The sequence below is a fragment of the Legionella bozemanae genome (assembly GCF_001648595.1).
Taxonomy (GTDB): domain Bacteria; phylum Pseudomonadota; class Gammaproteobacteria; order Legionellales; family Legionellaceae; genus Legionella; species Legionella bozemanae.
Genome location: NZ_LBAW01000002.1, coordinates 31,765 through 48,639, shown reverse-complemented (window position 1 = coordinate 48,639; position 16,875 = coordinate 31,765). Strand labels below are relative to the sequence as shown.

Genomic DNA, 16,875 nt, shown 5'->3' with positions numbered 1-16,875 from the left:
GTTAAATGTTGATGACATTTGGGTCAAAGTAATTTAGATTGACGCATTTAACTGCTCATTTTCCTATGTCCAAAACTATTATTTTTCAAAAATCGTTCTTAGTCTCCGGCATCATGTGTTTTGATGGTTGTGGTAACTCAATGCAACGCCTTCTTCATACGTGTATCAATGATTGTATTGAAAAAAAGATTCTTCCTGCAGACGCACGACTTATTGTAGATGCTGAACCTAGTGGTTTAGGGATTCATCGCTTCACTATTTCCATTGAAAGTGAGGAAAATAATTTTATTCGTATCACAAATTTTGATTCCGTCGTCTTTGAAAAGATTAAGAGTGATATTTATTTTGACATCATTGATGAGCAGCAAGAGGAAGGGAATAAACCAAATGACAAAAAGAATTGGATTAATATCCTTATCAACCTACTGTGCATGGGCGTCGTACTTACTTTAACACTTATATTTCCTCCATCAATAATTCTAACCATTGGCTTGACCGCCCTTTCTTTTTTTTCAACTGCGTTTACTGCTCGAGAATACCTAGTTGCTTTTTGGCATAACTTTCGCACTAAAAATTTTGCCAATATGGCAACAACTATTACCCTGGGCTGGTTTTTATCCATGGCTCACACTCTTTTTCATGCCATTAGCATGCCGTTGGCAAGCAGTTTTTCCATGATTTTTATGAACTTTATGATGCCAGCGATGTTGATTGCTTGCATCAATAGCATGGATGAGATTAAACGTCTTGTTATTGAAAAATCTAAAAAAATTCAATTGAAAGGAATTAAAACATTATTTCCTCAAATGTCAGAATCGTATCATTGTTATCAGCTCACTCAACTTGAACTCCAGCTCTTATCGAAAGAAATGAACCTCCTAGTTTCATCTAAGAAACAAAACCCTTCAGAAACGGATTCACAATTGCATAATGAAGAAGAGGAATGCCGATTATTTATTCAAAAAATATTAGAGACCAAAGAAATAAGTGAAGAAAAAAGAAATCTTTTAAGAGAAGGAATGCTAATTGAAGTTAACGCTGGCGAATGTTTTCCAGTGGATTGTATTTTAATTCAAGGCAACACAGTAATTGATGCGTCGCTTCTGACTGGTGAACCGCACCAAACAAAACAACTATGGCAGCATATTCCTTCAGGCGCTATTAATCTTGGAAAAAAGGTTATTGTGTACGCTGAGAAAAACTCATATAACAGCACGGTTAATACCCTGCTCTTTCGCTCAAACCGGGCTAAAGAATCACTCACTACTAAAGAAGAAACTCCCAAATTTGCTTATCTATATACAGGGCTTATTATCATTGGTCTTTTGGCGGCCATTTTTACTCCAATCGGATTAGGAATAGCGACTATCCCTTTAGTAATACAAAACATCATTGGTATTTTGTTTTCTGTATGTCCTTGTACGATTGCGATTGCTCATCAATTACCACAGCTCATCAGCATCCATCATCGTAATAATAAAGGCATCCAATTACGTGATGACAGTTTAATTACACCGCAATCTGATAAAATCCATACGGTAGTTTTTGATAAAACAGGAACATTAACGACGGGAAATTCCATTGTTGAATCATCCAACATTTCTATAAAAAATCGGGCATTATGGCAAAGAATCTATTTATTGGAAAAAGCTTATGGCAGAGAGCATCCTCTTGCAAAAGCAATTCAAAAATACTATGAAGCTACTATTAATAATCCACTTCTTTTTGATGAAATAAGCGAATGTACGACAGATCATAAAAACCGAGGGCTCTCGGCGCGAGTGCAAGGGAGAACAATCCGAATTGGAAGCGTTGATTACTTAAGAGAAAGTGGTATTACTCCCCCTGTACCTGAAAAATCAAAAATCGAACAAGGCTTTTCAGCTGTCTGTGTAGCAGAAGATGGCGCCTGTAAAGGGGTCATCTACGTGAAACATGAAGTACGAAAAGGGGTCATCGAGGCACTTACCCGGTTAAGAGATGAAGGTAAAAAAATTATCATGCTAACTGGAGATAACCTTTTATCAGCCCAAGGCTTTAATAAACAAATGGGCTCTCTTTTTAGTGACAAAGATATTCATGCAGGACAAACTCCAAAAGATAAAGAGAAATTTTTAGAAGATATAATGAGTAAAAAAGGAGTGAATCCTAAAGGGGTATGGTTTGTCGGAGATGGTTTAAATGATGCGCCTTGTTGTCGGATTGTCTCTGAAAAAGGAGGGGTTAGCTGCGCCATGGACTCCCATGATAAATCAGCATTTTTTACTGATATTACTTTAAATGGTTCATTAGATTATATGTTTGAACACAATAAATTAAATCACTCTCTCCAGCAAAATATAACCCAAAACAAAGGAATACTCATTTATAGTACCATCGCTTTTCTTGCTTTTATCATTAGCTTTTCTATAGCGGGTGTTGCTGTTTCGCCATTAATTCCAATGGGAGTTATGCTATCAACAACACTTTTTGTTTTATTTAATTCTTATCGAACTCAACTCAATATTGACGCCGCTTTAGATAAAGAAATTTCATGGCCTAAAAAACTATTAAGCTCCAATCTTTCAATTGGATTATTATTAACAGCAAGCACCCTGCTCATCAGTAGCGCTTTAGTAGCAACCATTGCAACAGGAGGATTAGCCTTACCACTTATAGCATTTACAACGGGAGCAGCTATAGGATTTAGCAGCGCATGTACTTTATCGGCTCTCAGCCTGATTGGTGTGTTCCTTGGTATCTTATCCACTTCTTTACTGTCTGGACCATGTACCCAAGATGCAAGTGAATGCCATCCAAGCAGTAGTTCAATAGATGCTCTTGATTTGCCGGAGCCAGTTGATATAACAGCCAGGGAGAAAACGAATGATTTTTTTCTCAGCAGAACATATAAAAGTCAGGAAACAACACGACAGGCAAGTGAACCTATTTTGGATAGGGAGAGTTTTTCAAACTCTTGTTTGTAAAACAAGTCCAGTAGCAGGGATAATCCGTTCGTTAACAAATAAAACATGGGTATCACCTGCTCATCGCAGCTATTTTTCGTTTTGCTTTGATTAAAGGATAAAGAAAGTTCATTCATCGACTCGCTTGCGTCCTTTCATTTGTTTTTTGAAGCGCCAATAGTCTACAATGCTGTTCGGTTTATCTATTATGATAAACCACACTTCTACATGGAAAAATAGAGTCTAACTAGAAAGGAATAATAACAATGGAAAAAATGAAGCTTTTCATGCTGCTGTATTTCATGATGATCACCTCCAGTTATTGCAGTGATCGTTATTTTCTCTGTGGTCCCGACGAAGATGGTTGCTTTCCAGATATCTACCAATACTGCGTGTGCATTCCCTATAATGACTGGGAGGCCAATAGTCCCTATTGCTTGGATTTCGATAAATTTACTTGCATCCCTTTATCCCAAACAATGCATTGCGACCCAGGCTTAATCTTTAAAAATCAAGGAGAATGTCTTGCAACGATATTTCAGAGTGAACCTAGGCCGCCTTGCAAGATAACTACCCATCAATTTTGTATTGAAAACCATACGCCTATTTGTGATAAGATGGGACAACCCAAATCATGCCATTAATATCATTTATCATATAACGATATAGTTCAGGTGAAGCGCAGTAGGACCCGTTTTTTTCTCTACGGTCTGCTTCTGCTATTGATTTTAAATACCGTTTTACCAGGTAACGTCCCTAAATACCAATTATTGTAATTAGAGCATTCTGGACATGGGTTGTGCCTTCACAAGGTATACATCATATGAAATTCTCAGTTGAGTTATTTAAAATAATAGATAACTTGTCCATCACTTCATCAACAGAAATCATTTGCATGGGTTCGTCACCATGTACATGCTGTCCCCAAACATCTTCAATACATTTGCTGCCAAGAATTTTTTCTGCAGCTTCAGGATAATGATTTACAACCAAATGTTGAAAAAGATAAGGGCCAGAAATAAGAGGGTTAGTCACCGCGTGTAAGGCAACAACCGGGGTGTTTACTGCAGCAGACATATGCGAAGGACCCGTATCCGGGCAAAGAACTACGGTGGCTTTGCTGATAAGAGCCAATAATTGTTTGGGTTTGGTTTTACCAACAAGATTAATTGCAGTAGGAATTACTTGCATAATCTGTTCTGCCAAATGTTTATCAAAATCAATCGGTCCCCCCGTAATGATTACCTGCACATTCCATTGTTTTTGTGCTTTTTGCAAGACATCAATATAACGGGCAACAGGCCAACTACGTTCAGGTTTACTTGCCGCTGGATTAACTACCAAAATTGGACCTTGCTTTGGTAACTGTTGCTCCGCCCATGCATAATCTGCAGAAGAAATAGGTAAATCCCAGCGAATGACACGTTCCTTTATTCCTAAGGCTTGCGCAAATTTCAAAAAACCATCCAAGGTATGCTCTAAACCTGGAGTAATTCGTTCATTAACAAATAAGCCATGTGCATCATTTGCTCGATGGTCATCGTAACCTATTTTTCTTTTTGCTTTGATTAGGGGATAAAGTAAATTCGTTCTGAGACTTGCTTGCGGCGCCAATAATACATCAAAGGTACGTCCTTTCATTTGTTTTTTAAAACGCCAATAGTCTACAATACTGTTCGGTTTATCAATTAAAATGAATTCCACTCCATCCATCCCTTCTACCAAATCAAAAGCAGGCCTGGAAATAATCCAAGTCAACTTAGCTTGGGGCAGATTGGCTTGTAAGGTTCTAATGAGTGGTACAGCCATTAGAACATCACCTAATGCAGATAAACGTACAATACAAATGGATTTAATCATTCTGTAAAACAAACCGTGAACCGCAATAAGGACACACTTCTACTCCGGTTTTTTCAATAGGTAAATAAACCTTGGGATGAGCATTCCATAAAACCATATCATTTGTCGGACAGCTCAGAGGTAATTCATTACGGTGTACTACATAATTTTTTTTTGTACTCGCTGGTTCTTTTTTTTTGGCTTTTAACATGATGTTCCTTTAAATCTCATTTAATAGGATTATCTAATATTTCCTCAATTTTCGCTAGAATCTCATCGCGAAAAGCCCCATTTTGTGGCTCATAATATAAAGCTGCTCCCCAATGCCTGAGCCAAGTTAATTGGCGTTTCGCCAATTGCCGGGTAGCAGCAATCCCTTTGTCGCGCAGTGTAGAATAATCATAATCGCCTTGAAGATATTCAAGAGCTTGCCTATACCCCACGCAACGCATGGAAGGTACGCTTATGGTTAAATGCCATTTTTGTTGTAACTGTTTTACTTCTTCAATAAGACCTTCAGTTAACATATGATCAAAACGTTGTGCAATGCGTTCGTGCAACCACGCTCTTTGTTCTGGAAAAAGAATAAAATTCACAAAATGATAATCCGGCTTTTCCTTATGTTGCTCAAGAAATGCAGACAGAGTTTTACCAGTCACATAATATACTTCTAATGCACGTTGAATTCGTTGTGCATCATGAGCATGAATTCGTACAGCAGATTCGGGATCAATTTGTACCAGTTTTTGATGAAGAATAGACCAACCCAATAAAGCTGCCTCATCTTCCAATTGCTGACGTATCACCGGATTCGCCTCAGGCAAAACAGATAAGCCTTTTTGTAATGCACTAAAATACATCATTGTTCCCCCGACAAGCAAAGGGATTTTGCCTTTTTTGAAGATCGCATCACACAAAGATAAAGCATCGGTACAAAATTGAGCGGCAGAATAAGACTCACTAGGATCCTTGATATCAATTAAGTGATGTGGCGCTATGTACAGCTCCTGAGGAGTTGGTTTTGCAGTTCCTATATTCATATCACGATAAATCATTGCAGAATCAACACTAATAATTTCAAAAGGATATCGTGCTACTAATTCACAAGCTAAAGCCGTTTTTCCGGAGGCAGTTGGTCCCATCAAACAAAAAATTAATTTAACCATTCATTATCTCAATTAAAAACAAGTCTTCCTTTCATGTAGCCTGGGTGCAGCGCAGTGAAACCCGAGGAGTCAATATTCCAACAAACTCGAGTTTCACTGCGCTGCACCCAGGCTACAATAAAAATCAAAATGTAATGTTCAGACAAGCAATAAATTTTTACAATCGTCGCTTGTTAACACTTTAAATAGCCCCGATTTTTTATTTTCCTCATTATATAGTCTAAGGAATAACTTATTTAATTCCATTTTTTCCTCAAGACTTAAAAGCCTGGGATCCAATATTTGTGATCGGTTCATTAATTCAAGAAAGGTATTCTGATTCACTACATCACAAGCCGCAACAGCATCCAAGAATAACCGCAAATCTAAATGAGGCATACAAAGCGGGATGCTTCGAATGATTACTTCATTATCTCCTAACCATTCAAGATTCACTCCTAATTGTTTGAGGTACTGCTCCAGCTCCAGAGAGCTACCTTGTAATTTTTTGGGAAAGGAATAACGCATCGCTACCAATAAAGGCCTACTTGCCAAAGGCAAAACCAATTGCGGTATTTGCTCCTGCAATCTATATTGATGCAAGGCCACCACATCAACAACATACGGTTGTTGATGGATAAATACCAAAATGTATCGGCTATTTAAAATGATCCAGGGTAATTCGGTTTCTAAATTATAAACACTTTTGCTTGATACAGCCAATTTAGGATAGGGTTCATAAATCGCTTGGGCTTGCTTAGGACGCGATTGTTCGAATAATGTATATGAAATCTCTTCATTGGACTCATTTTTTGTTTTCAATGCGACAGTTAATTGTGAGGTAAAAAAATCAAAAACCAAGCGAGGCTGCTGAAAGCGCACTTCATGCTTGGTAGGATGTACGTTCACATCGACTTCTGCATGGTTAATCGTCAAATACAACACACAGGCGGGAAAACGACCAGGATATAATAAGCCATCATAAGCCTGCTTTAACGCCTGGTGGATTAGCCTATCTTTTACCATACGCTGATTAATGTAAACCCATAATCGATCATTCTGGCTGCGCTGAAAATTGGGGCTACTTATCCATCCATAGAGTTTCATTGCACCATGCTCTACATCAAGATAAATCGATTCTTTAACAAAAGCACTACCCAATATTCGGGTCATGCGTGTCAAACGAGTTTGTTCATTTTTTGCAGCAGGAAGAGACAAAACCTGTTTTCCATTATGTTTTAATGTTAATGCGATCTCAGGAGCACTTAAAGCAAAACGTTTCACTACGGTTTCGATTGCTTGAAATTCTAGTTTTTCGCTTTTTAAAAATCGTTTTCGTACCGGTGCATTAAAAAATAAATCAACAACATCTACTGTCGTTCCTACGGTGCGGGCACAAGGGGAAATCGCTCTTTCTGTACCTTGTACTCGCAGCATCACTGCTGTTTCTTGTTGTTCCGGTTTGGAGCTAATTGTGACTTTTGCTACAGAAGCGATACTGGCTAATGCTTCGCCACGAAAGCCCATACTATCAATTGCATATAAGTCGTTAAGTGTGCTGATTTTGCTGGTCGCATGCGCAGCAATCGCCAAGGGCAAATCTTCTGCTACGATACCAATTCCATTATCACTGATTTTGATTTGATTTAGACCGCCATAACCTATTTCTATAATAATTGCATCCGCACCTGCATCAAAAGAATTTTCCAGGAGTTCTTTCACTACCGATGCAGGCCGTTCTATCACTTCTCCCGCAGCAATTTGATTTGCTATAAGCGGTGGTAATTGCTGAATTCTTATGCCCATGCCTGAGGAATCACCAATTTTTGCCCTGGCTTAAGCCGAGTAATGCCGCGCAAATGATTCATGGATTGTAGCGCTGCAACCGAAACATGATATCGTGCAGCGATAGCAGGTAAGGTTTCTCCTGCGCGAACCCAATGGACATTATTCGTCGTCATTGCTTCAATGCGCGACCCGTGCGGGGGATTGTCCCAGAAGTATCCTTTAATTCCTTGAAAAATTGCTTGGCTCAAACGAGCTTGATAAGCAGGGTTCGTTAGATTTCGCTCCTCTATAGGATTTGAAATAAATCCTGTTTCTACTAAAATTGAAGGAATATCAGCAGACTTCAAGACTACAAATCCGGCTTGCTCCACTTTGTTATTATGTAAATTAGTAAAATTACCGAGCTGACTTAAAACACGCCCTCCCATTTGTAAACCTGAATTAATTGTAGCTGTTTGTGATAAATCAATGAGTACAGAGCGAACAACTCCGTTCTGATCATCCAAATCACCTAAATTTACTCCGCCTAATTCAGAATAGTTTTCCTTTTCTGCAAGCCAACGCGCTGCTTCACTTGTTGCTCCTCTTTGTGATAAAGCAAATACTGAAGCACCATTTGAATGAGGGTTATTAAACGCATCTGCATGAATGGCAACAAAAATATCACCATTATATTTTCTGGCAATATCCAGGCGTTGTCGTAGACCCACGTAATAATCTCCCGAGCGAGTCAATACTGCACGCATCCCAGGCTGTTTGTCGATTAATTGTTTTAGTTTTAAAGTAATTGCCAAAACGACATCCTTTTCTCGGGAATTACGTGGGCCCCGAGCCCCAGGGTCCTTGCCTCCATGCCCTGCATCCAAAACAACGATAACATCACGCAATTTAGAAGGTCTACTGCTTACTTTAATCGGGTTCTGATTTGCTAAAATCGGGTATGCTGCTTGCTTGGGTGCAATTTTTGCAGGTAATTTAGCCTGTTGCATTTTCGGTGTAGTATATGTTTTCGGCACTATAGATGCAGTTTTAGGAGTACTTGCTGCAATTGGTGCACCTAGACGACCACTATGTACTAAATCAACACGTACACCACCAAAAGCACCACTAGGTTTCCACGGAGATGATCTTAGTTGTACTTTTTGGGCCACTTCAAAAACTAATCTTAAGGTTCTAGGGTCCGAATGCCCACTGCGAACTTGTTTTACTAATCCATTGATTAATCCCGATTGATTTAAATTCACAGCGAGTTGTGTTTCCTTTAGGTCCAACACAACACGCGCAGGATGATCCAAAAAAAATAATTTATGGGTGAATGGTCCATTAATTGTGAGAAAAAGTGACGTTTGGTTCCCCTGCTGTTTTAAAACAACAGACTGTAGTTGAGCACTAAATGTTGTAATAGAGCAAAAACACATCACAACAAAACACCATGAGCGAAATATCATCTTTCACCTGCCAGGCGAGCTAAAATTCTTTTACCCGCTGCACTTAATGCCATAATTTGCATTTCACGTCCAGCCCCTTTAATACCTAACTTAAAACGAATATCTATATGGGGCAATGCTCTTCCAGCATGTTCTGCCCATTCAATACAACAGATACTCTCCTGGGTAAAATAATCCCTGAATCCCATATATTCCAACTCTTCCTCATGGTGTATTCGATAGAGATCAAAATGGTGTATGGTTAAATGATTGCATGTATAACTTTCTACCAATGAAAAGGTAGGGCTTTTGATTGCCGATTGAATACCTAGATGTTTCAACATGGCGCGAATAATAGTTGTTTTACCTGCACCCAAATCACCACTAAAAGTCATGATCAGGGAAGGACAAAGACAAGAAGCCAGATGAGCAGCAAAATTTTCACTCGCCGTTTCATCAGGCAAATTCAGTGTTATAACCGTATTCGATTCGCTATTTATCATCATTCAGGGTAATTCAAAACATGCGGTAAAACATCAAACAAATCACTGGCTAATAAACCAGCTCCTCCCATTTTTTTTGCTAACAGATCTCCGGCAACTGCATGCGCCCATACACCACATTGTGCTGCTTCGGATAAAGAAAATCCTTGAGCACAAAGCCCCCCGATAATACCGCTTAATACATCGCCCATACCCGCACTAGCCATAGCAGGGTTGCCCCGAGGGCAAACAAATGCACTTTTCTCCGCTGTTTGAATTATGGTTCCAGCCCCCTTCAATACAACAACTCCACCGTATTGCTTCTGGATGTTAGCTGCCGCCTGATATCTGTCTTTCTGAATCAAATCAGTAGAACAAGAAAGCAAACAAGCCGCCTCACCAGGATGTGGGGTTAATACCCAATTATCATCCATCTGTGAATTTTGGGCTAATAATCTTAACGCTGAGGCATCAATAACCATAGGTAATTGTGATGTAATTGCCATTAAAAATAAATTAATAGCCCATTCACTTTCTCCCAGGCCGGGGCCAATAATACACACTGTAGCCCGATCTAAAAGCGGTATTAAATCTCTAGCGGTTTCCACAGCACTTACCATAGCCTCAGGGATTAATGATAAGGCGCTCTTTGCGTGTTCAGGCCAAGTTGCAACAGTTACTGAACCTGCGCCTGTTCGCATTGCAGCTTTGGCCGCGAGGCTAATAGCCCCAGGCATTCCTGGTCCTCCACCAATTACTAAAACATGGCCATAATTTCCCTTATGTGAATTTTTTTTGCGTCCGGCAAGCGGCAAAGCTAAAGTATCTGAACTTAAAAGACATGCAGCAGGAGCCAGTTGAGTCACACAGGAGTCAAGTTGTAAAGAACAACAGTGTATGTCCCCACAATAATCAGGGCCATCCGCGGTATACATCCCCGATTTCTGGGCGATAAACGTTAAAGTGGTATTGGCTTTAACACAAAAATTTTCTACCTTCCCGGTATCTGCGTTAAGGCCTGATGGAATATCCAAAGCTACGACAGGTAGACCACTGGTATTAATCTGATTAATCGCCGATACAGTAGCACCACGAACAGGTCCTTTCAGACCAATCCCTAATAAGGCATCAATAACCAATTCTGTTTCGCTGTCTAATGGTTCATCTGCAGCCTGGCACTCAACTCCTGCATTTATAGCCATTAAAGCTGCATGTTGCGCTGCAATAGGAAGGTCGGCCACTGCCTTACATTGGTAAATGGTCACTAATAATCCATGTTCATGCGCTAAACGTGCCACCACATACCCATCACCAGCATTATTTCCAGCGCCACAATACACAGCAACATGTCGAACATGGGGATATAGTTTTGTTATAAGAAAAAATGCCTCCGCTCCCGCACGAGACATCAGTGCATTTTCATCTAATTGATATAAAGAAGTAGCCTGTTGCTCACAAGCTCTAATTTGCTCACAACGATAAAGTGCATGTGTTGGTATGATCACCTTGTGCTCCAAATTTACTATAGCGCAACTACTAAGTTCTATACATCGTTGCCAGCTCATTCGGTTCAGTCATGTATTTTTGTACACTCCTTCACCTCACTTTACTTGCGCCTTGTCTAGAACTTAGTGGATGACGCTATATTTCGAACACGTCTCTTATATGTAGTCTAGGAGTGAATCAAACCCGAGCTTCAGAATTCCCGGGTTTTGACTTCGCCTTCACCAGGCTACTTCCATTTACTTGACTAATTTTAACGAAGGCTTACTTTTAGAAGCAGTTGAACCATCAGATTCAGCACCTGATGAGCCAGAAGATGCTGGAGGTGGCTCTTCTTCATCTTCGATAGCAAAAGCAATGCCTCTGCCATTTTCTTTAGCATAGATTTCTAATACTGATCCTGGCGGAACAAAAATCTGTTCTGTTTTTCCTGAAAAACGCGCAGTAAAGATAATTCGATCATTTTCCAATAAAAGACCGCGAGTTGCTGCCGGAGAAATATTTAACACGATGCGATCATGGTTTACATGTTCTCTCGGCACCTGCACACCCGGATATGCTGCATTAACCAGGATATAAGGAGTTAATTCGTTATCTACTATCCAATCATAGGCAGCACGAATTAAATAAGGTTTGTTCGATGTCATTGTCATTATTTATGCCGCTCTTAGTTGTCGCTCAGCATCAGTCAAACTTGCTTGAAACGATTCACGTTTGAACAAGCGCTGCATGTAAGCAATTATTCCTTTAAACTCCGGTGCAATTTCAATTCCCAATCGAGGCAAACGCCACAACAAAGGTGCTAATGCACAATCCAACAAAGAAAACTCATCACTTAAAAAATAAGATTTATCTGCAAATACAGGATCAAGCGCAGTTAAACTTTCGAATAAATTTGTCCTGGCCTGTTCTGTATTATCATCCCTTAAAATGCGATTCATTAAATAATACCAATCATGTTCAATCCTGTGCATCATTTTTCGTGTTTCCGCACGAGCAACAGGGTAGACAGGCAATAATGGTGGATGAGGAAATCGCTCATCTAAATATTCCATAATAATACGTGGTTCATAAAGTACAAGTTCTCTATCAATTAAAGTAGGAACTGTCCCATATGGATTAACTGATAAAAGATCAGCGCTGGGCTCTGCCTGCTTCGCAGCAAGAATTTCTACATTTACCCCTTTTTCAGCCAAAACAATCCGAACCTGATGGCTATAAACATCATCTGTATCGGAAAATAAAGACATTATAGTGCGCTTCGCAACAATTGCCATGAGCAACTCCTATTTAATTCAACCTATAACAAAAGTAAGTACAAACACACAAAACCTGCACTTTACCACATTTTTACCTTTTTGGGTTACTTTATGCCGTTTTTTCGCCAATAAACTCTTTTTAAACCGAGAGCAACAAGAAATAAAACAAATAAAAAGCTAACAACATAGAAGCCTATTTGATATCGTATTAACTGTACTGGCTCGCCAACATATGCAAGAAAAGCAACCAAATCGTGTAAATCATTATTAAAATCATCTTCAGATAATTCATGATTCAACGTTTCTAAAATATTAGGCATAGCAACATCAGGGACAAGACGGTTATTTGTACCAAAAGGCCGAGAATCATCTCGATAAAAGCCATTTAAATAACTATAAAGCCATTTTGTTCCTTTTTCTCGAGCAACTAAAGATAGATCCGGAGGTACTATCCCAAACCACTGTTTTGCATCTTCGGGCGACAAAGCAATGCGAATTGGATCATTGACTGTTGCTTGCGTAAAAATCAGATTATTTTTTAATAAATCTTCATTTATTCGACCATCAAATCCTGTTATGCCTAATCCTTTAGCCATGTGATTATAACGCAAATAGTTCAAAGAGTGGCAACCAGAACAATAATTCATAAATAATCTAGCGCCTCTTTGCAAGCTGGCCTTAGCTTGTACATCAACTTGTGTCGAATGCGCCAATGCAACGGAATGTAGAAGTAAGCTAAAAAACCATACAGGCAAATAAAAAGCTACTCCTTTCATACGCATTATTGCCCTCCTAAGCGAGAGGGTAATGGGTGCGTTTTTTCAAAACGAGTATAAAAAGGCATCGACAAAAAATAGGCAAAATATAATATAGTACAGGTACGAGCCAAATACAAACGCACAGGGGTTACGGGAATTGTTCCCAAATAACCTAATAGCACAAAAGCGGCCACCCCTAGAAATAGCATAACTCGTGAATAATTTCCTTTATAGCGCATTGAGCGAACAGGGCTACGATCAAGCCAAGGTAAAAAGAAAAGAACTAATAAAGCAAATCCTATGCACATTACCCCCAATAATTTATCGGGTATTGCGCGCAATATGGCGTAAAAAGGAGCCATATACCACATTGGAGCAATATGATCTGGGGTAATTAAAGGGTTCGCGGGAGCGAAATTATTATGCTCTAAAAAGTACCCCCCCATTTCAGGAGCAAAAAACACAACTGCAAAAAACAAGATGAGAAAAGCAACCACCATGACTAAGTCTTTAACTATGTAGTAAGGATGAAAAGGAATTCCATCCAAAGGCTTTCCTTTGTCATCCAGCATATTTTTGATTTCAATTCCATCCGGATTATTCGATCCTACCTTATGCAAGGCAACGACATGCAAGAAAACCAGAAAAAAGAGTAAGAATGGAATGGCAATAACATGCAACGCAAAAAAACGTTGCAAGGTGGCATTGCCCACGGTGTAGTCGCCTCTTAACCAAACAACAAGATGGTCACCAATATAAGGAATAGCACTCAACAATGAAGTGATAACTTCCGCTCCCCAGTAGGACATTTGCCCCCAAGGCAATAAATAGCCAAAAAAAGCGCCAGCTAATAGTACGATGTAGAGAAACATTCCTAAAAGCCAAACGAGCTCTCGTGGCTTTTGGTATGAGCCATAAAGTAGACCACGAAACATATGTAAATAAATAACAATAAAAAAGGCGGAGGCGCCTGTTGAATGCATATACCGAAGTAACCAACCAAAATTGACATCGCGCATTATGTATTCTATGGATGAAAAAGCCTGTTCAGCGCTTGGGGTATAAAACATGGTCAGCCACAAACCGGTAATGAATTGATTAACCAAAACCACAAGAGCTAATGAACCAAAAAAGTAAAGAAAATTTAAATTTTTTGGAAGATAATAGGCACCGAAATAATTTTTCCAGGTGCTCATCAAAGGAAAACGCTCATCGAGCCATTTGAAGAGTCTATTCATTTAATCGAGCCTTTTTCTATTACCCATTGCATTTGAAAAATTATAGCCCGGGTGTGGCGAAGCAAGAACCCCAGGCTACAGACTACATGAAACCTACGCTTTATCCTCGCCAATCACAATCGTTTGCTTATCGATAAAATAATATGGAGGCACTTCCATATTAATCGGCGCAGGGACATCTTTAAAAACCCTGCCAGAAAGATCAAAAGTAGAGCCATGGCAAGGACAGAAAAACCCGCCGGGCCAATCAGGCCCTAAATCGCCAAGATGTGGTTTGTATTTTGGCGAGCAACCCAAGTGAGTGCAAATCCCTATAAGTACTAAATATTCTGGGTTAATAGAACGATGTTGATTTTTTGCATAAGAAGGTTGCTGTCGAGTCAACGAGTTCGGATCGCGCAATCTTGAAGAGTACGCCGTTAAGCGTTGCAACATTTCTTCAGTTCGCCTAATTATCCATACAGGTTTGCCACGCCACTCAACAACCGCCATATTACCTGGCTCCAGTTTGCTTAAATCAACTTGTACTGGTGCACCTTCGGCTTGCGCTTTGGCACTTGGTAACCAAGAAACAACAAAGGGGGTTAAGGCACATAGAGCCCCTATCCCTCCTAATACACAAGTTGTAGTTAACAAAAACCGGCGACGATCTTCATCTACCAGATCGTTTTTATCCTGCTCAGGATCAGTAATTTGATTCACCATATCGTCTGCTTATGTGGTTGTATAAACAAAAAAACCCCGCCGATGCGGGGTTTTTAACCAATAAACGATTAACGTTTTGAGTATTGAGTTGCACGACGTGCTTTGTGCAAGCCCACTTTCTTTCTTTCAACACGACGTGAATCACGAGTTAACAAGCCACGTGCACGAAGTCTTCTTCGAACAGAATTTGGATTGGGTTCAGCATCTTCTGCCAATCCTTTTTCATCATAAGCAACTAATGCTCTTGCGATACCCAAACGTACAGCACCTGCCTGGCCAGAAACTCCACCACCAGAAACTGTAACATAAACATCAAATTTATTAACAAGGTCAACGGTTTCCAATGGCTGCATGACAACCATACAAGAAGTTTCACGGCAAAAATATTCCTGTAAAGTACGGCCATTTACCTTGATCTCGCCTTTACCTGGACGTAAAAACACACGAGCTGTTGAACTTTTTCTACGGCCAGTGCCGTAGTATTGCTTCATTTCAGCCATAATACTTATTCCTCAATATCAAGTTGCTTGGGTTGCTGTGCAGTATGTGGATGTTCGTTGCCAACATATACTTTTAGCTTACGATACATCTCTCTACCTAAAGGATTCTTTGGTAACATGCCTTTAACAGCAAGTTCGATAATTCTAACAGGATTTCTAGCCTGTAACTTTTCAAAACTATCTGATTTTATTCCACCAGGATATCCGGTGTGACGATAGTACATCTTGTTGGTAAACTTACGACCGGTCACAATAACTTTTTCTGCATTTGTAACAATGATGTAGTCGCCAGTATCAACATGGGGGGTATACTCAGCTTTATGCTTGCCACGTAAACGACGAGCAATTTCAGTTGCTAAGCGACCCAAAACTTTATCGCTGGCATCAACTACTAACCAGTCACGTTTGACTTCGTGGCTTTTGGCACTAAATGTCTTCATTAAATGAACTCCGAACCGCCTAAATTGGTAATCTTCTATCATGGACGGGCGATTTTAACCAAAACAGAAACATCCTACAAGTAAAAAGGATAAAAATTTATAAACAATTAATTAAATCCGCGTAAATATAACAAATTTCAAACAAAAATCATAATAATTTTTGCTCTATTTTGACCTGGGCGCCGTGAAGCAGAACCCGACTTATGACTTCGCCTTATTGATCACTCTTGATCAATAAGTAACTGTTCAACAACTCTGCCAGAAACTAAATGTCTTTCTATGATTTCATCAATATCAGCAAATGATGAATAGGAGTACCATACCCCTTCTGGATAAATCACGATACATGGACCAGAACTGCAACGTCCAAGACAACCTGATTTACTCACACGAACCTTACCTGGGCCATGCATTTCCAGCTCCAGGAGTCGCGACTTCATATAATCAAAATACATTTCACCGCCAGAATTGGCGCAGCATTGCTTGCCTGCAGCCTTTTGATTGGTGCATATAAGAACATGTTTATTGTAATAGGCCAATGTTTACTTTCCTATAGATTCAATAGCTTCAATTTTTGTTTTTAACTTTAAACCAGGTTTAAACGTTACAACTCTCCTGGCAACTACAGGAATTTCTTCTCCTGTCTTTGGATTCCTACCCGGCCTTTGTGGCTTGTCCCTTAATGTAAAATTGCCAAAACCTGATAATTTTACATGATGTCCATGCTCAAGAGCATGCCGCAATTCTTCAAAAAAATTCTCGACCATTTCTTTTGATGCGGGTTTAGACAATTTTAATTCATCACACAAGGTTTCTGCCATTATTGCTTTGCTCAGTGCATTCACG

At 39.6% G+C, this 16,875-nt stretch carries 18 protein-coding genes; 2 read left to right on the top strand and 16 right to left on the bottom strand.

All coding sequences use genetic code 11. From position 1 onward, the window contains the following. Positions 1-38: 38 nt before the first annotated feature. Complete coding sequence (locus A8O27_RS02420; protein WP_235810454.1) at positions 39-2,966, top strand: HAD-IC family P-type ATPase; 2,928 nt, start codon at positions 39-41, stop codon at positions 2,964-2,966. Positions 2,967-3,211: 245 nt separating this feature from the next. After that, positions 3,212-3,589 carry a hypothetical protein gene (locus tag A8O27_RS02415; protein WP_058457997.1) on the top strand — a complete coding sequence of 126 codons (378 nt, stop codon included), beginning with the start codon at positions 3,212-3,214 and terminating at the stop codon, positions 3,587-3,589. 175 nt (positions 3,590-3,764) lie between these two features. Here A8O27_RS02415 and A8O27_RS02410 read toward each other — a convergent pair whose 3' ends face one another. The 16 genes from A8O27_RS02410 to A8O27_RS02335 form a co-directional block, all read right to left on the bottom strand. Further along, on the bottom strand, positions 3,765-4,805 hold the full coding sequence (locus A8O27_RS02410) for a glycosyltransferase family 9 protein (RefSeq protein ID WP_058457996.1): 1,041 nt from the start codon (positions 4,803-4,805) through the stop codon (positions 3,765-3,767). Then, positions 4,798-4,995 carry a zinc-finger domain-containing protein gene (locus A8O27_RS02405; RefSeq protein WP_058457995.1) on the bottom strand — a complete coding sequence of 66 codons (198 nt, stop codon included), beginning with the start codon at positions 4,993-4,995 and terminating at the stop codon, positions 4,798-4,800. Before A8O27_RS02405 ends, A8O27_RS02410 begins: the two co-directional genes overlap by 8 nt. A 16-nt stretch (positions 4,996-5,011) precedes the next feature. Beyond that, the gene (gene miaA / locus A8O27_RS02400; RefSeq protein WP_058457994.1) at positions 5,012-5,950 is read right to left on the bottom strand and encodes a tRNA (adenosine(37)-N6)-dimethylallyltransferase MiaA; all 939 of its coding nucleotides are present in this window, start codon (positions 5,948-5,950) and stop codon (positions 5,012-5,014) included. A gap of 138 nt (positions 5,951-6,088) precedes the next feature. Further along, positions 6,089-7,735, bottom strand: a complete 1,647-nt coding sequence (gene mutL, locus A8O27_RS02395; protein ID WP_058457993.1) for a DNA mismatch repair endonuclease MutL — start codon at positions 7,733-7,735, stop codon at positions 6,089-6,091. Continuing rightward, a complete protein-coding gene (locus A8O27_RS02390) occupies positions 7,726-9,165 on the bottom strand; it encodes an N-acetylmuramoyl-L-alanine amidase family protein (RefSeq protein WP_058457992.1) in 1,440 nt (479 codons plus the stop codon). The genes mutL and A8O27_RS02390 overlap by 10 nt, the downstream gene beginning before the upstream one ends. After that, positions 9,162-9,647 (bottom strand): tRNA (adenosine(37)-N6)-threonylcarbamoyltransferase complex ATPase subunit type 1 TsaE, encoded by a 486-nt coding sequence (gene tsaE / locus A8O27_RS02385; protein WP_374930656.1) that lies wholly within the window; start codon positions 9,645-9,647, stop codon positions 9,162-9,164. Before tsaE ends, A8O27_RS02390 begins: the two co-directional genes overlap by 4 nt. Then, the gene (locus A8O27_RS02380; protein WP_058458095.1) at positions 9,647-11,125 is read right to left on the bottom strand and encodes a bifunctional ADP-dependent NAD(P)H-hydrate dehydratase/NAD(P)H-hydrate epimerase; all 1,479 of its coding nucleotides are present in this window, start codon (positions 11,123-11,125) and stop codon (positions 9,647-9,649) included. The genes tsaE and A8O27_RS02380 overlap by 1 nt, the downstream gene beginning before the upstream one ends. Before the next feature lie 243 nt (positions 11,126-11,368). Next, a complete protein-coding gene (locus A8O27_RS02375) occupies positions 11,369-11,782 on the bottom strand; it encodes a ClpXP protease specificity-enhancing factor (protein WP_058457990.1) in 414 nt (137 codons plus the stop codon). 3 nt (positions 11,783-11,785) lie between these two features. Beyond that, on the bottom strand, positions 11,786-12,406 hold the full coding sequence (gene sspA / locus A8O27_RS02370; RefSeq protein WP_058457989.1) for a stringent starvation protein SspA: 621 nt from the start codon (positions 12,404-12,406) through the stop codon (positions 11,786-11,788). 86 nt (positions 12,407-12,492) lie between these two features. Next, a complete protein-coding gene (locus A8O27_RS02365; RefSeq protein WP_058457988.1) occupies positions 12,493-13,170 on the bottom strand; it encodes a cytochrome c1 in 678 nt (225 codons plus the stop codon). Beyond that, complete coding sequence (locus tag A8O27_RS02360) at positions 13,170-14,384, bottom strand: cytochrome b (protein ID WP_058457987.1); 1,215 nt, start codon at positions 14,382-14,384, stop codon at positions 13,170-13,172. The genes A8O27_RS02365 and A8O27_RS02360 overlap by 1 nt, the downstream gene beginning before the upstream one ends. A gap of 93 nt (positions 14,385-14,477) precedes the next feature. Beyond that, entirely contained in the window at positions 14,478-15,089 is a 612-nt protein-coding gene (gene petA / locus A8O27_RS02355; protein ID WP_058457986.1) for a ubiquinol-cytochrome c reductase iron-sulfur subunit, read from the bottom strand. A gap of 68 nt (positions 15,090-15,157) precedes the next feature. Then, the gene (gene rpsI, locus A8O27_RS02350) at positions 15,158-15,589 is read right to left on the bottom strand and encodes a 30S ribosomal protein S9 (protein WP_058457985.1); all 432 of its coding nucleotides are present in this window, start codon (positions 15,587-15,589) and stop codon (positions 15,158-15,160) included. Between the two features lie 5 nt (positions 15,590-15,594). Beyond that, positions 15,595-16,029 (bottom strand): 50S ribosomal protein L13, encoded by a 435-nt coding sequence (rplM, locus tag A8O27_RS02345; protein WP_019234606.1) that lies wholly within the window; start codon positions 16,027-16,029, stop codon positions 15,595-15,597. Positions 16,030-16,250: 221 nt separating this feature from the next. Beyond that, a complete protein-coding gene (locus tag A8O27_RS02340; RefSeq protein WP_058457984.1) occupies positions 16,251-16,568 on the bottom strand; it encodes a (2Fe-2S) ferredoxin domain-containing protein in 318 nt (105 codons plus the stop codon). Positions 16,569-16,571: 3 nt separating this feature from the next. After that, on the bottom strand, positions 16,572-16,874 hold the full coding sequence (locus A8O27_RS02335) for an integration host factor subunit alpha (protein ID WP_058457983.1): 303 nt from the start codon (positions 16,872-16,874) through the stop codon (positions 16,572-16,574). Between the last annotated feature and the right edge of the window lies 1 nt (position 16,875).